Annotated in this window: 16 protein-coding genes; all 16 read right to left on the reverse strand. The window is 67.3% G+C overall.

All coding sequences use genetic code 11. From position 1 onward, the window contains the following. Positions 1-83: 83 nt before the first annotated feature. Positions 84-1472, reverse strand: coding sequence for an NADH-quinone oxidoreductase subunit N (locus DVDV_RS17995; protein WP_075355996.1), 1389 nt, complete (start codon positions 1470-1472; stop codon positions 84-86). 13 nt (positions 1473-1485) lie between these two features. Beyond that, a complete protein-coding gene (locus DVDV_RS18000; protein WP_075355997.1) occupies positions 1486-2979 on the reverse strand; it encodes a NuoM family protein in 1494 nt (497 codons plus the stop codon). A gap of 15 nt (positions 2980-2994) precedes the next feature. Continuing rightward, a complete protein-coding gene (locus tag DVDV_RS18005) occupies positions 2995-4860 on the reverse strand; it encodes an NADH-quinone oxidoreductase subunit L (RefSeq protein ID WP_075355998.1) in 1866 nt (621 codons plus the stop codon). Next, on the reverse strand, positions 4857-5168 hold the full coding sequence (gene nuoK, locus DVDV_RS18010; RefSeq protein WP_075355999.1) for an NADH-quinone oxidoreductase subunit NuoK: 312 nt from the start codon (positions 5166-5168) through the stop codon (positions 4857-4859). The genes DVDV_RS18005 and nuoK overlap by 4 nt, the downstream gene beginning before the upstream one ends. Further along, entirely contained in the window at positions 5165-5692 is a 528-nt protein-coding gene (locus DVDV_RS18015) for an NADH-quinone oxidoreductase subunit J (RefSeq protein WP_075356000.1), read from the reverse strand. Before DVDV_RS18015 ends, nuoK begins: the two co-directional genes overlap by 4 nt. 9 nt (positions 5693-5701) lie before the next feature. Next, positions 5702-6259 carry an NADH-quinone oxidoreductase subunit NuoI gene (gene nuoI, locus DVDV_RS18020; RefSeq protein ID WP_075356001.1) on the reverse strand — a complete coding sequence of 186 codons (558 nt, stop codon included), beginning with the start codon at positions 6257-6259 and terminating at the stop codon, positions 5702-5704. 10 nt (positions 6260-6269) lie between these two features. Further along, positions 6270-7259 carry an NADH-quinone oxidoreductase subunit NuoH gene (gene nuoH, locus DVDV_RS18025; RefSeq protein ID WP_075356002.1) on the reverse strand — a complete coding sequence of 330 codons (990 nt, stop codon included), beginning with the start codon at positions 7257-7259 and terminating at the stop codon, positions 6270-6272. 3 nt (positions 7260-7262) lie between these two features. Beyond that, positions 7263-9635 (reverse strand): 2Fe-2S iron-sulfur cluster-binding protein, encoded by a 2373-nt coding sequence (locus tag DVDV_RS18030; protein WP_075356003.1) that lies wholly within the window; start codon positions 9633-9635, stop codon positions 7263-7265. Beyond that, positions 9623-10987, reverse strand: coding sequence for an NADH-quinone oxidoreductase subunit F (locus tag DVDV_RS18035; protein WP_075356004.1), 1365 nt, complete (start codon positions 10985-10987; stop codon positions 9623-9625). The genes DVDV_RS18030 and DVDV_RS18035 overlap by 13 nt, the downstream gene beginning before the upstream one ends. Continuing rightward, entirely contained in the window at positions 10978-11472 is a 495-nt protein-coding gene (gene nuoE / locus DVDV_RS18040) for an NADH-quinone oxidoreductase subunit NuoE (protein WP_075356005.1), read from the reverse strand. The genes DVDV_RS18035 and nuoE overlap by 10 nt, the downstream gene beginning before the upstream one ends. A gap of 36 nt (positions 11473-11508) precedes the next feature. Further along, positions 11509-11970, reverse strand: coding sequence for a hypothetical protein (locus tag DVDV_RS18045; protein WP_075356006.1), 462 nt, complete (start codon positions 11968-11970; stop codon positions 11509-11511). 29 nt (positions 11971-11999) lie between these two features. Beyond that, positions 12000-13757 carry an NADH dehydrogenase (quinone) subunit D gene (gene nuoD / locus DVDV_RS23560; protein WP_368482925.1) on the reverse strand — a complete coding sequence of 586 codons (1758 nt, stop codon included), beginning with the start codon at positions 13755-13757 and terminating at the stop codon, positions 12000-12002. A 19-nt stretch (positions 13758-13776) separates the two neighbouring features. Then, complete coding sequence (gene nuoB / locus DVDV_RS23960; protein ID WP_175577124.1) at positions 13777-14382, reverse strand: NADH-quinone oxidoreductase subunit NuoB; 606 nt, start codon at positions 14380-14382, stop codon at positions 13777-13779. Beyond that, a complete protein-coding gene (locus DVDV_RS18055) occupies positions 14379-14798 on the reverse strand; it encodes an NADH-quinone oxidoreductase subunit A (protein ID WP_075356007.1) in 420 nt (139 codons plus the stop codon). The genes nuoB and DVDV_RS18055 overlap by 4 nt, the downstream gene beginning before the upstream one ends. A 136-nt stretch (positions 14799-14934) precedes the next feature. Continuing rightward, positions 14935-16881 carry a glycosyltransferase gene (locus tag DVDV_RS18060; RefSeq protein ID WP_075356008.1) on the reverse strand — a complete coding sequence of 649 codons (1947 nt, stop codon included), beginning with the start codon at positions 16879-16881 and terminating at the stop codon, positions 14935-14937. Continuing rightward, positions 16874-17070 (reverse strand): hypothetical protein (locus DVDV_RS22835; protein WP_175577125.1); only part of this gene is annotated, 197 nt, incomplete at its 5' end. The genes DVDV_RS18060 and DVDV_RS22835, both read right to left, overlap by 8 nt.

Below are 17070 nucleotides of genomic sequence, written 5' to 3' on the forward strand. Positions count from 1 at the left end.
CCCCCCTTTTACCCCCGTTGGGGGGGTCCGGGGGGCCTCAGGCCCCCCGGCCGCCGGAGGCATCTTCCTCTTCCTCTTCCTCGTTACACCCCACCGAACAGGCGGGCCAGGGGGCCGAGGAGCGCGCCCGGGAACAGGCCAAGGAGCAGCAGGCCGGCGGCCATGGCCCACAGGGCTGCGCTGCCGGCCGGCCCGGCCGGGGCCGGGATGACCGGATGGGCCGCGACCTCGGCTTGCATGTAGAGCGCCGCCACGATGCGCAGCGCATAGAATATGCCGATCACCGCCGTGATGATGCCAAAGGCGGCCAGTCCCACGTAGCCGGCCCGAAGGGCCGCGCCAAAGACCAGAAACTTCCCGATAAAGCCGGCCGTGGGCGGCAGTCCGGCCAGCGACAGCAGGCTTATGGCCAGGGCTCCGGCCCGCCAGGGATGGACATAGCCCAGGCCCCGGTAGGCCTCGATGGCGTCCCGATCCCCCACCTCGCCCGACAGCAGCCCCACCGCGCCAAACGCGCCCAGGTCCATCAGGGCAAAGGCGGCCAGATAAAACAGCGCGGCCTCGCCGCCGCCTTCGTCCACGGCCATGGCTGCCATGGCGATGTAGCCCATCTGGGCGATGGAAGAATAGGCCAGGACACGCTTGATGCTTTTCTGGCTGATGGCCCCGATGTTGCCCACGGCCATGGTCAGGCCGGCCACTCCGGCCAGGGCCGGCCAGAGGAGTTCCCGGGCTTCGGGCGGGGCTTCGGCGCAGACATGGAGCAGGGCCGCAGCCGTGGCCGCCTTGGAGCCGGTGGAGAGGAAGGCGGCAATGGGGGCCGGCGCGCCCTGGTAGACGTCCGGGGTCCAGAGATGGACCGGGGCCAGGGACAGCTTGAAGCCGATGCCGATCAGGGCCAGGGCCAGCCCGGCAGCGGTCAGGGGACCGCCCACGGCCAGGGATTCGGCGATGTCCAGGCTGCCGCTGCCGGCATAGACGAGGGCTGCGCCAAAGACCAAAACGGCCAGGGCCATGGCCCCGGGCAGGAAATACTTGAGTGCCGCCTCGGTGCCCAGCGGGTCGGACAGGCGGGCGGCCACCACGGCGTAGAGGCAAAGTGAGGCCAGCTCCAGCCCGACAATCAGCATGAGCCAGTCGTCGGACTCGGCCAGGAGCAACATGCCCAGGGCCGACCACAGGAGCAGGCCATAGAGGGCGTCGCCGGCAAAGCCCCGCCGGTCGGCATAGCGGGCGGTCAGCCCCACCGTGGCCAGGGTGATGCCCGAAAGGAGGACGGCGTAAAAGCAGAGGATGCCGCTTGCCCCTTCAGGGCCGGACAAACCCCACCAGCCGGGGAGCAGCGCCGCCAGACCGGCCAGGACCGGGAACAGGGCAGCCGGGGTGCGGCGAAAACAGGCGGCCAGCAGGATGCAAAGCCCCCCGAGGGCCAGGGAGAGATGCGGGAAATAGGCGGCAATAAAGGCGGTCATGGGGTGTCCTCGCTCACAGGCCCGGGGTTGCGGCCGGCCAGACATGGGCGGCAATGAGACGGAGGGGGCCGTCGGCCAGGGCCAGCACCGGCCCGGGGAACAGGCCCAGAAGCAGCATACAGACGGCCAGGACGCACAGAAGCGCCGTTTCCCGGGTGTCCAGGTCGGCAAAGGGCAGGGGCGAGCGGGCCGGGCCGAAAAGCACGTCCCGGGCCAGACGCAGGAGATAGACCAGGGTCACGGCCATGCCAGCCACGGCCAGACCGCCGACCCAGGAACTTGTCGTAAACAGGCCGAAGACGATCATGGCCTCGCCGACAAAGCCCGACAACCCGGGCAGGGCGGCCGAGGCCAGGATGCAGAAGAGAAAGGCTGCGCCAAAGCGCGGGGCCTTGTTCCAAAGCCCGCCCAGAATATCGAAGCGCCGGCTGCCCAGGCGTTCGCCGATGCCGCCGGCCAGGGCGAAGAGTCCGCCCGAGGCCAGGGCGTGGCTGACCATGAGAATGACCGCGCCGCCCAGGGCCAGCCGGCTGCCGGACACGATGGCGGCCACGGCCAGCCCCATGTGGCCGATGCTCGAATAGGCAACCAGGCGTTTGACGTCCTCCTGGGCCAGGGCCACGGCCGAGGCGTAAAAGAGGCCGATGATCCCCAGGGTGGTCAGGAGCGGGGCGAAATAGTGGGCGGCTTCGGGGAAAAGCGGCAGGCCGAAGCGGATGAGCGCATAGCCGCCGGTTTTAAGGAGCAGGCCGGCCAGGATGAGGCTGCCGGCGGTCGGGGCCTCGGTGTGGGCGTCGGGGAGCCACATGTGGACCGGGACCAGCGGGATTTTGATGGCAAACGACAGGACAAAGGCGGCAAAGAGCCAGCGGCCCACCGTCACCGGCAAATCGAGGTTGACCAGGGTGTCCAGGGCGAAGGTCGGGCCGTCCGGGCCATTGGCCGCCAGGATGCCCAGGGCGACCACGGCCAGGAACATGAGCAGGCCGCCTGTGGCCGAAAACAGGAAGAACTTGAAGGCCACCCGCATCCGCTCGCCGTGGCCGAAGATGCCGATGAGGAAAAAGACCGGGATGAGCTGGGCTTCCCAGAACAGGGCGAAGAGGAAGAGATCGGAAGCCAGGAAAATGCCCTGGACCGTGGCGAGCGAGGCCAGGATCAGGCCGTAATAGAGAGCCGGGCGTCTGGCGTCGTCGTGGCGGGAGGCCAGGGTGCAGCACAGGCCGATAAGCGAGGTCAGCACCACGAAAATGAGGCTCAGGCCATCCATGGACAGGCTGTAGCGGATGCCCAGGGTCGGTATCCACTCCCAGTCCTCGATCACGGGCAGATCGGGAACGGGGCCGGCAAAAAGGCACACGGCCAGCAGCGACAAGGCCAGTTCGCCCAGGGCGGCAAGCAGGGCGAAGCGGCGGCAGGCGGCCGGATTGCCCCGCAAGGCCGGCAGGACCAGGGCCGCCAGCAGGGGCCAGAAGATGAGCAGGGTGAGCCAGGGCAATTGCCGCATGATCGCTCCGGTGCGTTAGGTCAGGCGCAGGGCCAGCCAGGTGAGCAGGGCTGCGACCGCGCCAAGAAGGGTGGTTATGGTGGTGGACGGCCGGGCCGACCCGAAGCGGGCGACAAACCGGGACAGGCCGGCGATCCCTGCCCCGGCCCCCGAGGCGGCGCCGTCCAGGACATCCTCGTCCAGGCCGCGCCAGAGGTGGACACTCAGGCGTTGGTAGGGAGCGGCAATCCGGGTCCGGTAAAACGCGTCCAGGCCAAGCCCGGTGGTGAACACCCCGGCCGGGGCGGCCACCGGGCGAAGTGCCGGCCGGTAGAGGAGCCAGGCCAGCCCCAGGCCGGCCAGGGCCAGACCGGCATCCAGGATTTCCACGAACAGCTCGGCGTGTTCCACCTCAGGCGGCACAGGGGTCACCGTGCCGGCCAGATAGGCGTCGAGCCAGGGTTTGAGGCCCATAAATTCCGGCGGATTGACGAAGCCGTAGACCAGGGCCAGGGCGGCCAGGGGCCACAGGGGGCGCTCCATGCGGGAAAGTTCCGGCTCGGAAACCAGTTTGGCCGGGTCGGCCGGGTCGGCGAAAAAGGCCACGAAGAAGAGGCGAAAGACGTACAGGGCTGTCAGAAAGGCGGCCACGATGCCAAGGATGAAGGCCAGCAGATAGGCCGGGCCGGGATGGGCCACGGCGTCGGCCAGGGTGCGGCCTTTGCTGAAATAGCCCGAGGTCAGCGGCAGGGCGGACAGGGCGGCGGCCCCGCAGGCAAAGAGGATGAAAAGTCCGGGCATGGCCCGGCGCAGCCGCGCGCCCATGCGGAAGATGTCGTGCTCCTCGTGGAAGGCCTGGATCATGATGCCGGCGACCATGAAGAGCAGGGATTTGAAAAAGGCGTGGGCTTGCAAGTGGAAAAAGGCCCCGGACACGTCGCCGCAGCCGGCGGCCAGGAACATGTAGCCCACCTGGCTTATGGTCGAATAGGCCAGGATGCGTTTGACGTCGCGCTGGCCCATGGCGCAGGCCGCGCCGTAAAGGGCGGTGGCCGCGCCGATGACGGCGGCCGCAGCCCCGACGTCCGGGGCGATGGAGAGAAGCGGCTCCAGGCGCATGAGCAGGTACACGCCGGCGGTGACCATGGTGGCGGCGTGGATAAGGGCCGAGACCGGGGTCGGGCCGGCCATGGCGTCGGGCAGCCAGGAGGACAACGGCAGTTGGGCGGATTTGCCGCAGGCGGCAAAGAGAAAGAGAAAGCCGATGAGGGTGGCCGTGGCCGTTGGCATGGTGTCGATGCCGGCGGTCAGGCCGGAGAGCGAGGCGCTGCCCGAGGCGGCAATGACCAGGGCCAGGGCGGCCACATAGCCGAGATCGCCCACCCGGGTCATGAGAAAGGCCTTTCGCCCGGCATCCACGTTGGGCAACTCCTCGTGCCAGAAGCCAATCAGCGCAAAGGAGCAGAACCCGACTCCCTCCCAGCCCATGAAGAGGAAGACCAGATCGTCGGCCAGGGCGATAACCAGCATGAAAAAGACGAACAGGTTCAAGTAGCAGAAATAGCGGGCGAAAGACTTGTCCTCGCGCATGTACACGGCGGAATAGAGGTGGATGAGCAGGGCCACGAAGGTGACCGTCACGGCCATAAGCCCGGCCAGCCGGTTGTAGAGGATGGAGAACTGGGCGGAAAAGCCGTCAAAGGCCATCCACTGGCCAAAACTCAGCTGGTGCGGGGCGACGCCCAGGTTCCAGACGGCGGCCACGGCAGCGGCCAGCGAGCCGGCAATGGCCAGGGCGGCCACAGCCCCCGAGGCCGGCCGGGACAGGCTGCGGGAAAGGGCGGCCTGGACGATGGCTCCGGCCAGGGGGAAAAGGAGCATCAGGGCGAGGAGCGTGGTCATGCGTCGCCTCCCAGCCGGGCATAGCTGTCGGCGTCAACCGTGCCGCCGCTGCGTCGGCCGTGGACCAAAAGGGCCAGCCCCAGGGCGGCCTCGGCCGAAGCCAGACCCATGACGATGATGACCGCGGCCTGGCCGCTGACATTGCCCCAGGCCAGGGCTGCGCCGACAAAGGCCAGACTGCCGGCGGTGAGCATGAATTCCACGCCGATGAGGATCATGAGAATGGAGCGCCGGGCAGCGGCCATGGCCCCGCCGATGACAAAGAGCGCTGCGGCCACGGCCAGGACATGGGACAGGGGGATGTTCATGCGCCCCGACCTCCGGTTGCCGGTTGTCCGGGGCCGGGCCGGCCGCGTCCCAGGAGCAGGGCCGCGGCCAGGGCGGCAAAGAGCAGGATGGAGACGGCTTCGACCGCCAGCCAGTAGGTGTCAAAGAGCAGGGTTCCCACGGCGGCCGGCGAGGCCTGGGCGGCCGGCAGCAGGGTCTGGGCGGCCGGGTCGGCGCCAATGAGGACAAACAGGGCCAAAAGCGTGGCTGCACCCAGGATGCCGGGGACAAGGAGCCGTCCGGCCGGCAGCGGCCCGTCGCCGGCCGGCAAGCCGAGCAGCATGATGATAAAAAGAAAAAGCACCATGATGGCTCCGGCATAGACCACCACCATGAGCACACCGGGCAGTGGCGCGCCAAGCACGGCGAAAAGCCCGCCCACAGCCAGGAAGACCACCACGGCGCAGCACACGGCATGCACCGGGTTTCGCCGGGTGGCGGTCAGGATGGCCGCGCCGAGAAGCACGGCGGCCAGCAGGTAAAAAAGTGCGCCAAGTGCGGTCATTGTCGCGTCCTAGGGCAAGATGCTTTTGACGTCCACAGGGTCGTCCTCGCCGATATGGCTGCCTTTGGGGCCGCCGGCGGCCACCCCGGCATGGGCGTAGAAATCATAGTCCGGATGCCGGCCGCCGTGGTCGACCAGGAGCTGTTCCTTTTCATAGACGAAATCGGCGATGTCGTCCTTGCAAAAGGCGAATTCGGCCGTGAGCTGGAGGGCCAGCGTCGGGCAGGCCTCTTCGCACAGGCCGCAGTAGATGCAGCGGGCGAAGTTGATGCGAAACCAGGCCGCCTGCCGCCGGCCGTCCGGGCCTTCTTCGGACTGCATGGAGATGCAGTTGACCGGGCAGGCCCCGGAGCACAGGTAGCAGGCCACGCAGCGTTCCTTTCCGTCGGGGGAGCGGGTGAGGATGATGCGGCCGCGGGTGCGCTCGGGCATGGGCCGCTTGTATTCCGGGTACTGTTCGGTCACCGGTTTTCGGAAAAGATGGGTCAGGGTGGCGGCGTAGGACCCGATGAGGCCGGTTGCGCCCTCCACGATTTCGCCCACAAGGCTTGGTTTCTTGTCTGCCATGGCCGTTTCCTTAGGCGTTTAGGACCAGCAGCGCGCCGGTGACGAGAATATTGAGGAGAGCCAGGGGCACGAGCACCTTCCAGCCCAGGGCCATGAGCTGATCGTAGCGCAGGCGGGGCAGCGAAGCCCGGGTCCAGATGAGAAAGACCGGCACGGCCAGGACTTTGACTGCCAGCCAGACGATGGGCGGGAAAAACGGCCCGTGCCAGCCGCCCAGGAAAAAGATCGCCGTCACCGCCCCAAGGAGCACCATGTTGACGTATTCGCCAACGAAGAACAGGGCAAAGCGCATCCCGGAATATTCGGTGTGAAACCCGGCCTGCAGCTCGTTTTCGGCTTCGGGCAGGTCAAAGGGAATGCGCTTGGTCTCGGCCAGGGAGGCGATGATGAAGGTGGCGAAGGCCACGGGTTCCATCAGGGCAAAGGGCAGCCCGGACTGGGCGGCCACGATGTCGGACAGCGACAGCGACCGGGCGTGCATGACCACGGGCACGAGCGACAGGCCAAGGGCCAGCTCGTAGCTGATCATCTGGGCCGCGCCGCGAATGCCGCCAAGAAGGCTGTACTTGTTATCCGATGTCCAGGCCCCCAGGGCCAACCCGTAGACGGCCAGGGACGACAGGGCCAGCACCATGAGCAGGCCCACGTTGCTGTCCACAATGACCTGGGGCACGGTGTGGCCGAAAAAGGTCAGGCCCTCGCCAAAGGGCACCACGGCAAAGGCGGCGAGCGCCGTGCCGGCCACCACCGCCGGGGCCACGAGAAAAATGCGCCGGTCCACGCCGTCAGGGATGATGTCTTCCTTTAAGAGCATCTTGAGGCCGTCGGCCAGGGGCTGGAGCAGGCCGAAAAGCCCGACCCGGTTGGGGCCGTAGCGGACCTGGAAGCGGCCTAAGAGCTTTCGTTCCAGGAGGATCATGTAGGCGGCCAGCCCCAGGGCAACGCCGAGGACCACGGCCATCTTGACCAGCATGACAAGGACGCCAAGCCACATGTCCATGGCCTATCTCCGACGCAGGCCGCAGGGGCCAAGGATGGGGGGCAGGCCGGCGAATTCCGGCAAGCGGGGGACGACCAGCACGCCTCGGGCCATGGCCCGCGACAGGCGCACCACCGCCGGCACGAACCGGTCGCCGCAGCCCACGGCAACGGCCATGGCGTCGGCCAGCCCCAGGCTGGCCGCGTCGTCGGCATGGAGCAGGATGACCGGCGAGGCTGCGGTTTGGGCCAAAGCCAGGGGCGCGTAGCGGCCGGGGTCATCCGTGGCAAAGAGGGCCTCGTCGTAGACCACGGCCAGCCCGGCCTCGGCGACCAAGGGGGCTGGCGGCGCGGTGTCCGGCCGGGGTCCGGCAAAGGCCGGACGCAGGCCGGCGTCCGGCAGCCGGGAACAATCGATGCCGGCCAGGGCCGGGAGGCCGGCCATCACGGCGGCCAGAGGGGACCGGGGCGCTTTTTGGCCCAGGCCCTGGCTGATTTCCCCCAGCCAGAAGGCGGCCGGGGCCGGATCGGTGCCGGGGAGCTCCCGGTCGTAGGCTCGGGGCGGATGGCTGCCCCGGCCGTCCCGGACCACCGGGTCGCCCGGCGGCTGGACCGGGGCGGCTGTCTGGAGCCGACCGTCGCTGGCGGCCAGGGTGCCGCCGGCTTCAAAGATGGTGGCGGTCGGCAAAAACACCTTGGCCGCAGCCACGGTCGGGGTCGGCAGGTGGTCGAGCACGACCAGGGCGTCGAGGCTGCCAAGGAGCGCGGCCAGTTCCGGGGCGGCGGTAAAAAGATCGGCCTCGGCGACGAGCAGTCCCCTGATCCGGCCGGCGGCTACGCCTGCGGCCAATTCATCCAGGCCGGGCGCATCGTCCGGGGCAAGCAGGGCCGCACCGGCGCTGCCGGCGGCAGGAAGCACCGGAAAAAGTCCCAGGCGGTCGTCATCCGGCAATGAGGCGGCCAGCCCCGGAGCAAAGACCAGGGCCGGACGCCTGGCCGCAGCCAGGGCCCTGGCCGCGTCTTCGAGGACTGGCCACAGTTCGGGGGAAAAGGGCAGGCGCTTTTGGGCCTCGGCAGCCGCCTGGTCCGGCTGGCCCGTGGCCACGGCCAGGACGGCCGGCAACTGGCGCGGGGCCACCGGCAGATGGCTAAAGGGCAGGGGCAGGGCCACGGGCCTGGGGTCGGCTACGATGATTTTCGCCCCGGCCCGGCTGGCCTGGCGCAGGGCCAGGGCCAGCATGGGCGCGTCATAAAGCGGCGAGACGCCAAGGACCAGCACGGCGTCGGCCTGCCCCAGTTCGGCCAGGGAGCGGGCCCGGGCCGGGGTCAGGGCGGCCAGGGCTGCCTTGGTTGCGGCTTGCTCCTGGCGCGAACCGAAAAAGGCCGGTGCACGCCAGCCGGCCGCGCCGGCCAGAGCGACCAGGGCGGCCTGGGTTTCCAGGCTGGAGCGCAGCCCGCCAACGACGGCAATGCTCCCTGGCCCGTGGCTCTCGGCCAGGGCGGCAAGCCGTGATACCGCCGCAGCCACGGCCTCGGTCACCGGAACGGGCCGGCCGTCCGCCAGCCCTGCGCGCGGCCGTTCGGGAATGGCTTCGTAGCCGGCGGAAAAGCGGCCCCGGTCGCAGATAAACGAGCCGTTGACCGCCTCGTTGTCCCGGGCCTCGATGCGGGCCACCCGGCGGTAGCGCGACAGGACCGTGACGTTGCAGCCAAGGGAACAATGCAGGCACACCGACGGGGCGCGCTCACAATCCCAGCGCCGCGAGGTGTAGCGGGCCGGCTTGTCGGTCAGCGTGCCGGTGGGGCACAGGTCGGCCAGGTTGCCGGCAAAGGGATTTTCCAGCGGCCCATCCTCGAAGCGGCCGAAATAGACCCGGTTGGCGTTTTGCATCGGGCCGAAATCGCGGTAGCCGCAGTAGTCCTGATAGAACCGGGCGCAGCGGTAGCAGTGGATGCAGCGGTTCATCTCGTGCTGCACAAAAGGCCCCAGGTCCTGGTCGAGATAGGTGCGCTTGCGGCCGGGGAAGCGCCGTTGGACATGGTTGCCGGAGATGGTTTCGTCTTGGAGCAGGCAGTGCCCGCCCTCGTCGCACACCGGACAGTCATGGGGATGGTTGACCATGAGCAGTTCGATGATGCTGCGGCGAAAGGCCACGGCCTCGGGGTGAAACGTCTCCACCACCATGCCGTCGGCAGCCAGGGTCATGCAGCTCATTTCCAGGCCCTTGACCGGGCCGGCCACGAATTTGACGGCGCACATACGGCAGGCTCCGGCCGCGCCCAGAGCCTTGTGCCAGCAAAAGCGCGGGATCATGATGCCCAGGCGTTCGGCCGCCTCGATGACCATGGTCCCTTTGGGGACGGAAATGGCGCGGCCGTCGATGATCAGATCGGGCATTGGTCCTCCGGGCAGGGCGTCGGGCCAAACTGGATGGGGCGGGTGCCGCAGGCCTTGCCGCGAAGGCTTGGCGGCGGGTTGCCGAACGGACAGCGTTTTTCGGTGATGTGGGCGCGCACCTCGTCCATGAAGTGGGTCAAAAGGCCGCGCACCGGCTCGGCCGCGCCCGGAGCAAAGGCGCAGTAGGCGACATCGAGCACCGGCAGCATGTCCGCAATCATCTGGATATGCTCCTCGGTCCCCTCGCCGCCCTCGATGCGGCGCAACAGCTCCCGGATGTAGGGAATGCCCTCGCGGCAGGGCGTACACCAGCCGCAGGATTCCCGGGCGAAAAATTCAATGAGCGACAGGGTGGCCCCGACCAGACAGGTGTCCTGGTCAAAGACCATGAGCGAGGCCGTGCCGAAACGCTGGCCGGCGGCGCGCATGGGGTCGAAATCCATTTCCAGGTCGAGCAGCGACTCGGGCAGATAGGGCGTGGATGCGCCGCCCGGGATGACGGTCTTAAACGTCTTGCCCGGGGCCATGCCGCCGGCGTGCTCGAAAATGATGTCCCGGATGGTGACGCCGATGGGCAGCTCGTAGCAGCCGGGCCGGGCCACCTGCCCGGAGACGCTGTAGAGCTTGGTGCCCGAGCCTGTGGCCGAGCGGGCCAGGGATTTGAACCACTGGGGGCCGTTTCGCACAATGCCCGGCAGATTGGCCAGGGTTTCCAGGTTGTTCACAATGGTCGGGCAGTCCCACAAGCCCTTGACCGCCGTGCGCGGACCGCCTTTGCGGGGATTGGGCCGCAGGCCCGAGATGGCCTTGATCTGGGCCGAGGCCTCGCCGCAGATGTAGCGGCCGGCGCTTCTGTGGACATGGACGTCAAAGGAGAAGTCCGTGCCCAGGATGTTTTGGCCGAGGTAGCCGTTTTCCCGGGCCACCCGGCATTCCTGCTCGATGAGCAGGGCGTCGCCCTCGTAGGAGGGGCGGATGAAAAACACGCCCTCGCTGGCCCCTATGGAATAGGCGCACAGCACGATGCCTTCGATGACCAGATGCGGGTCCACGTTGACCAGGATGCGGTCCTTGAATGTGCCCGGCTCCATTTCGTCAGTATTGATGACCACATAGCGTGGGCCGACGTGGTCGACCGGGACGCCCTGCCATTTGCGTCCGGCCGGAAATCCGGCCCCGCCCCGGCCGCGCAGGTCGGCGTCGAGCACGAGTTGCAGGACCTCGGCCGGGGTGCGCCTGCCAATGGTGGCGGCAAGCGCCTCATAGCCGCCGCCGGCCCGGTACTCGTCAATGCTGGCCGGGCGGCCGAGGTGGCGGTTTTTAAAAAGCACCTGCGGGATGTCTATTTGCATCGCACCGGCTCCTCGATTCCTTGGCGCAACTCGGCCAGCACGGCCTCGATGCGCTCGGGGGTCAGCCTGTCGTAGAAGCGGCCGTTAATGAGCATGGTGGGGGCGTTGTGGCAGTTGCCGATGCAGGCCGCCGGCAGCACGGTGAAAAGGCCGTCCTCGGAGGTGCCGCCGGGCGGGACGCCCAGGGTGCGGCAGAGGTAGTCGAAGATGGAATCCTGGTGGAACATCCAGCACACCACCGAGTCGCAGACGTGGATGACGTAGCGCCCCACCGGCTGGCGGTAGAGGTAGTCATAAAAGGTGGCCAGGGATTCGAGTTCGAGTGTCGTCATGCCAAGCACCCGGGCGGCGTAGTGCATGGCCTCGTCGCACAGGTAGCCGTAGTGGTGCTGCAGGGCGTACATGACGTCCACGGCCGCCTCGCGGGGGCGGGGCACTGCGGCAATGATGCGGTGCAGTTCTTTTTCCAAGGCTTCAGGCAGCATGTGTTTCTCAGTGAAGTGTTGTTGCATTAACTGAAATTATTGTAATGCTGTTGGAAAATTGACATGAAAACCTAAGAGCTGCCATTGTCCGGATGACTGGATCATCTGGACAGTGATGGTTGCGTCTCCGTTGTCGAATTTTGCTGGAATTATATAGCGAGCGGTTATGACGCGGCCATTATTTGTTGTGATTGAGATGTTTGAGTCGCCATTGATGTCATGTATTTTTTGAAATGTGCCAAGTGATGCCGCTTTTTTAAATACTAAGTCGATAATTTTTGGATCTTTGTTGATTGCCTCCAGCAATTTGGGTGATGATCGTTGCAGCAATTCGTCTTTTGACCATGTTGAGAGAATGATTGGAATGTTTTCTTCAATATAAATTTTGCTGGATGCGTCGAGTTTGCTTCCATTGTATGCGGCATATCCAAAAAAAATTGCAGCGACGAGCAGAAGAGCTAAAAATAGACCTCCAACTATTGCAAGAAATTTTCTCATTTGGTGCCTCGCTGGTTGTAACCTGAAATTTAACGGTCAATATCCGGCAAAATATAGTCGTAGGAGGCCAGCACGGCCACGGCGTCGGCAATGGACAGGCCTTCTATAAGAAGCGGCAGGGCCTGGACATTGGCAAAGCCCGGAGTGCGGATGCGCATCCGGTAGGCGTGGCAGTCGCCGTCGGAGACGACGCAGTAACCCTGTTCGCCGCGCGGGGCCTCGGTGGCGGCATAGGCCATGCCGGCCGGCAGGCGCGGGCCGCGCGTCACATTCACGAAATGGTGGATGAGGCTTTCGATGTCGCCGAGCGACTCGGCCTTTTGCGGCAGGCAGTAGCGTGAGTCGGCGGCCAGATAGCGGCCGCCGGGCATCTTCGCCGCGGCCTGTTCGATGATGCGAAGGCTTTCCCGCATCTCGTCCATGCGCACGAGATAGCGATCATAGCAGTCGCCATTCTCCCGGGTCGGCACGTCGAACTCGAAGTCGGCGTAGGCCCCGTAGGGCATGGCTTTGCGCCGGTCCCAGGCCACGCCGGCGGCGCGCAGGTTGGGGCCGGTTATGCCCCAGTCGATGGCCTTGGCCGCGGAAATGCCGCCAACGCCCCGGGTCCTGGCCCGCACGATGGGATTTTTGGTCACTCCGGCGTGGTATTCCTGAAGGCGTTTGGGGAAGATTTTGATGAAGGCCCCGACCTGCTCCTTCCAGCCCTCGGGCAGATCGGCGGCCATGCCGCCCAGGCGAAGCCACGAGGGATGCAGCCGCCCCCCGGTAATGGTCTCGATAATGTCGAGCACCATCTCGCGTTCCCGCAGGGCGTAAAAAATCGGGCTCATCATGCCCAGATCCTGAAGGAACGTGCCGAAATACATGAGATGGTTGGACAGGCGGAACAGTTCCGAGAGCATGACCCGCGCGTAGGCCGCCCGGGGCGGGACCGTGATGCCGGCGAGGTTCTCCACGGCGGTCACGTAGGACAGATTGTTGGCAATGCCGGACAGGTAGTCCACCCGGTCGGTGTAGGGAATGAACTGGTGCCAGGTCTGGCGTTCGCCGATTTTCTCCACGCCCCGGTGGTGGTAGCCGATGTCGATGCCGAGAGCCTTGATGCGTTCGCCGCGAAGGGCCATGACGAAACGGATGATGCCGTGGGTGGCGTAGTGGTGGGGGCCGAAATTGAGCAGGTAATCGCCCTCGGCCGCGCGCTGGCCGAGGATCTCGGCCGCGTCCACCGGCTCCAGCCGATCACAGTCGGCCCGGGTGAAGGCCGGCATGTTGGTGGCCCGGCCCTCGTAGTCCTTGCGCAGCGGATGGCCGATCCAGTCGCGGTGGGTTAAAAGCCGTCTCGGGTCGGGATGGCCGTCAAAGCGCAGGCCGAACATCTCGGCCGCTTCGCGCTCATACCAGTTGGCCGAGGGCCAAACGCCCGTGGCCGTCGGCACTCCGGCATCACGGCTGGGGAGGCGGCAGGTCAGGCGCACCATAGTGGCGGCGGTCAGCGAGGTCAGGGTGTAGACCGCCGTGGCCTCGTGGCCTGGCGGCGTGTGCCGGGCCGTTTCATCAATGGCGGTCAGGTCTTCCAGCCGTTCGAAGCGGGTGGGGGCCTGCCCTTTGAGATAGGCCAGCACTTCGGGGATGCGGGCCGGGGCCACGACATAGGTCGGCATGTCGCCCGGGACCGGGGTAGCGTCGGCCAGTCGCACGTCGTCGCCGAAGCGGCCGGCCAGATCGGCGGCCAGGGCTTCCTGGGCCGGGGTGAGGGTCAGGCCCGGGGCCGGCGGGGTCCACATGACTTCGGCTCGTGAGCCGTCAAACCGGGGTTCGGTGGCGGCCGTGCCCCGGATGGGGATGCCGGCGTAGCCGGGGCCGCGGGTGTCGCGGCACTTGCTGACACCGTCGACCAGGAAATCCTCCCGCCCGCCCTGGCTGCCGCCGGGCAGATGGAGCACCGGCCGGGTGGGTTTCTCGCCGGCCGCGATCATTTTTTTGCAGGAGCATAAGCCCCTCAAAGACCGCCTCGGGCCTTGGCGGGCAACCCGGAATGTAGACGTCGACGGGAAGGATCTGGTCCGACCCCTGGACCACGGAATAGACATCGTACATGCCCCCGGAATTGCTGCACGAGCCCATGGAGATGACCCATTTGGGATCGCTCATCTGCTCATAGAGGCGAAGGGCCACCGGGGCGATTTTTTTAAACATCGTGCCCGAGACGATGAGCACGTCGGCCTGCCTGGGCGAACCCCGGAAGACTTCCGAGCCGAACCGGGCGATGTCGTAACGCGGTCCCCAGGCCGTGGCTTCTTCGACAAAGCAGCAGGACAGGCCGAAGAAAAAGGGCCACAGGCTGTTTTTGCGCGCCCAGTTGATGACGGCGTCAGTGGGGTTGAAAAGGCGCTCGTCAAAGCCGCTCACAGGCCTTCCTCCTCGTCCCAGTCCAGGCCGCCCTTGCGCCAGGCGTAGGCCAGCCCGAGGCCAAGGACGACGATGAAAACGGCCATGCGCCCATAACCGGCCACACCGAGCTGTGGCCAGGCCACGGCGTAGGCGATGATGTAGGCGGCTTCCACATCGAAGAGCAGAAACAGGACGGCCATGAGGAAAAAGGGGACCGGATAGCGGAACCGGGCCGAGCCGGTGGGCCGGATGCCGCACTCGTAGGGTTGCTGCTTGACCGGCGTGGCCCGGCGACGGACCAGAAAGCCCGAGAGAAAGAGAATGACCGCCAGGACCGCCAGGACAATGCCGCCAAAGACGACCAGGGGCAGTGCGCCGGGCTCCCAGGGGGAAAACGGGGCGATCAGCGGCGTGAACTCGGGTGTCGGCGGCATGGGGCCTCGCTGCGTAAGCGGTTTGCTGCGTGACGAACCTGGGAAGGCCTATTGCAGCCGAACATACCCGGAACGGATTTTTTTGCAACCGGCTGGCGCGTCAAGAAAGACGCCGTCCTGCAGCCGGCCCGGCAGCTCAGGCCAGCACGGAGCCCGGAGCCGGGGGATTGGCGAAAAGGGCCAGCAGCCGGTTGTTGACGGCCCGGCCGTCCAGGGTCAGGGGCACGCGCCAGCCATAGCCGGTGGCGGCAATGCGCTCGGCAACGGCCCCGAGGTCAAAGCCGATGGTCCAAAGGCCGGCCCGCCAGGCCTCGGTCAGGGTATAGCACCACGTCTCCGGCCACACCGACAGGCAAAGGGCTGCCTGGCAGCCAAGCTCCCGCACCACCGATGTCGCCTCGCCCTCGTCGTAGCGCCCGGTAACAAACACCCGGCCCGTGGCAAAAAGCGCGTAATCATCCAGGGTAAAGCCGGCCACGGCAAAGGAGAGCGGCAGCTCCCGCCGGGCCGCGTCCCGGGCCATGGCCAGGAGCACGTCGTAGCCCTTGTGGCGGCCGATGGCCCCAATGAGGGCCAGACGCACCGGCGTTGTCCCGTTCCAGGGGAAGAGGGAGGGGACAGGCGGCGGGGCAAAGGCCGGTTCCGGGTGGGGGGCGGCTTCGATCCGGGCGGTCGGGAAATGCCGGGCCATGCGGCCGGCTGCGTCCCACGACGGGGCCATGACCCGGCCGGCCGCACCAAGCAGGCGCGTTGAGCGGGCCAGGAGCTCGGCTACCGGCCGGGCTGCCGTTTCCAGGGGGACGCCGACGTCGATGCAGCGCTGGCAGGCGGCCGGGTCCGGCTCCGGGCAGGGCAGGCCGGTGTCGTCTAAAAGGGTGATGCGCGGGCAAAACCAGGCGTAGTCGTGGACGCGGACCTCGTAGGGCAGGCCCAGGGCGGCCGGCAGGTCCAGGATTTCATCCGGCAGATCGAGGAAATGGTGGCAGATGCACCCGGCTGTGCCCAGGGCTTTGAGGTCGGCACGAAGCGCCGGCAGCTCCTGCGGCAGGGCATAGACGAGATTGGGCGTGCCGGGCGCGCCGTCGAGGGTCAGCCGCACCCGGTTGTCCGGCGCGTCAGGAGCGGCCGGGGCGAGCAGGGCCGTGGCATAGCCGGCTGCGGCCAATTCGGCGGCCTCGTCGGCCAGCCGCCGGGCCGTGCCGCCGTCCTTGCCGTGGCAAAGGCGCAGCAGCAACGGTCCCCGGCCATGGCGGGTGAGTCGGGCCATGTCCACGGCCCGGCGCAGGGGCAGGGCCGGGTCGCGGCGGATAAAGTCGTGCACCAGCGGCAGGTAGCCGGGATGGCGTGTGGCCAAGAGGTCCAGATTGCGGGCCAGGGCGGCCTCCTTGGACGCGCCGAAGGACACGCCGCCGGCATGGACCACGAAGACGTCGGCGGCAAGCACATGCCGCCAGCCACGGTGGGCCGAGCGGCGGCAGAAATCGTTTTCCTCGCCGTAGCCCCGGCCGAAGGCGGCCGCGTCGAAATCGCCGGTGTCAGTCAGGCAGTCGCGGCGGATGTACATGCAAAATCCCACGGCTGTGGGCATATCGATGCTGCGCCCGGCATTGGCTGCGGCAAAGAGCCGGTCGAGGGCGGCCGGGGCGATGTCGCCGGGCAGGGGATTGTCGGCATTAAACGCCGGATAGGAGCAGATGGTGGCGTTGTTGGAAAAGGGCGTGGCCGTGCCGATGTCCGGGGCGGCATGGGCAGCGGCGGCCAGCCGGTCGAGCCAGCCGTCAAAGACCAGGGCGTCGCTGTTGACGAGCACCACGTCCCGGTCCGGGCCCTGGGCCATGCCCCGGTTGGCTGTGGCCGGAAACCCGAGGTTGGACGCGTTTTCAAGGAGCGTGATCCGGCCGGCTGCGGCCATGGCGCGCAGCCAGGCGGCCAGGGTCTGGTCCGGGCCGTGGTCGGAGACGACCACGAGACGCGGCCGCACGGTGCCGGTGGCCGCCAGGATCGCCTGCAGGCAGGCGCGTGTTTCGGCCAGTCCCTTGTAGACCGGGACCACGACGTCAACGATTTCCGGCAATTCAGGCATGGTCGGCGTCCTTTGCGTCCTTTGCGTCCTTGGCGGCGGCGGCGGCGGCAGCGGCGGCCAGCCCGGCGTCCAGGGCGGCGGCCCGGGTGGCCAGGAGGCGGCGGGCCTCGGCCATGGCCGCGCCCAGGCAGGCCTCGGGCAGGGGCGGCGGGGCATCCGGCGAGCCGGCCGCCTGACGCAGCCAGCCGC

The organism is Desulfovibrio sp. DV (genome assembly GCF_001936595.1).
Lineage (GTDB): Bacteria > Desulfobacterota > Desulfovibrionia > Desulfovibrionales > Desulfovibrionaceae > Solidesulfovibrio.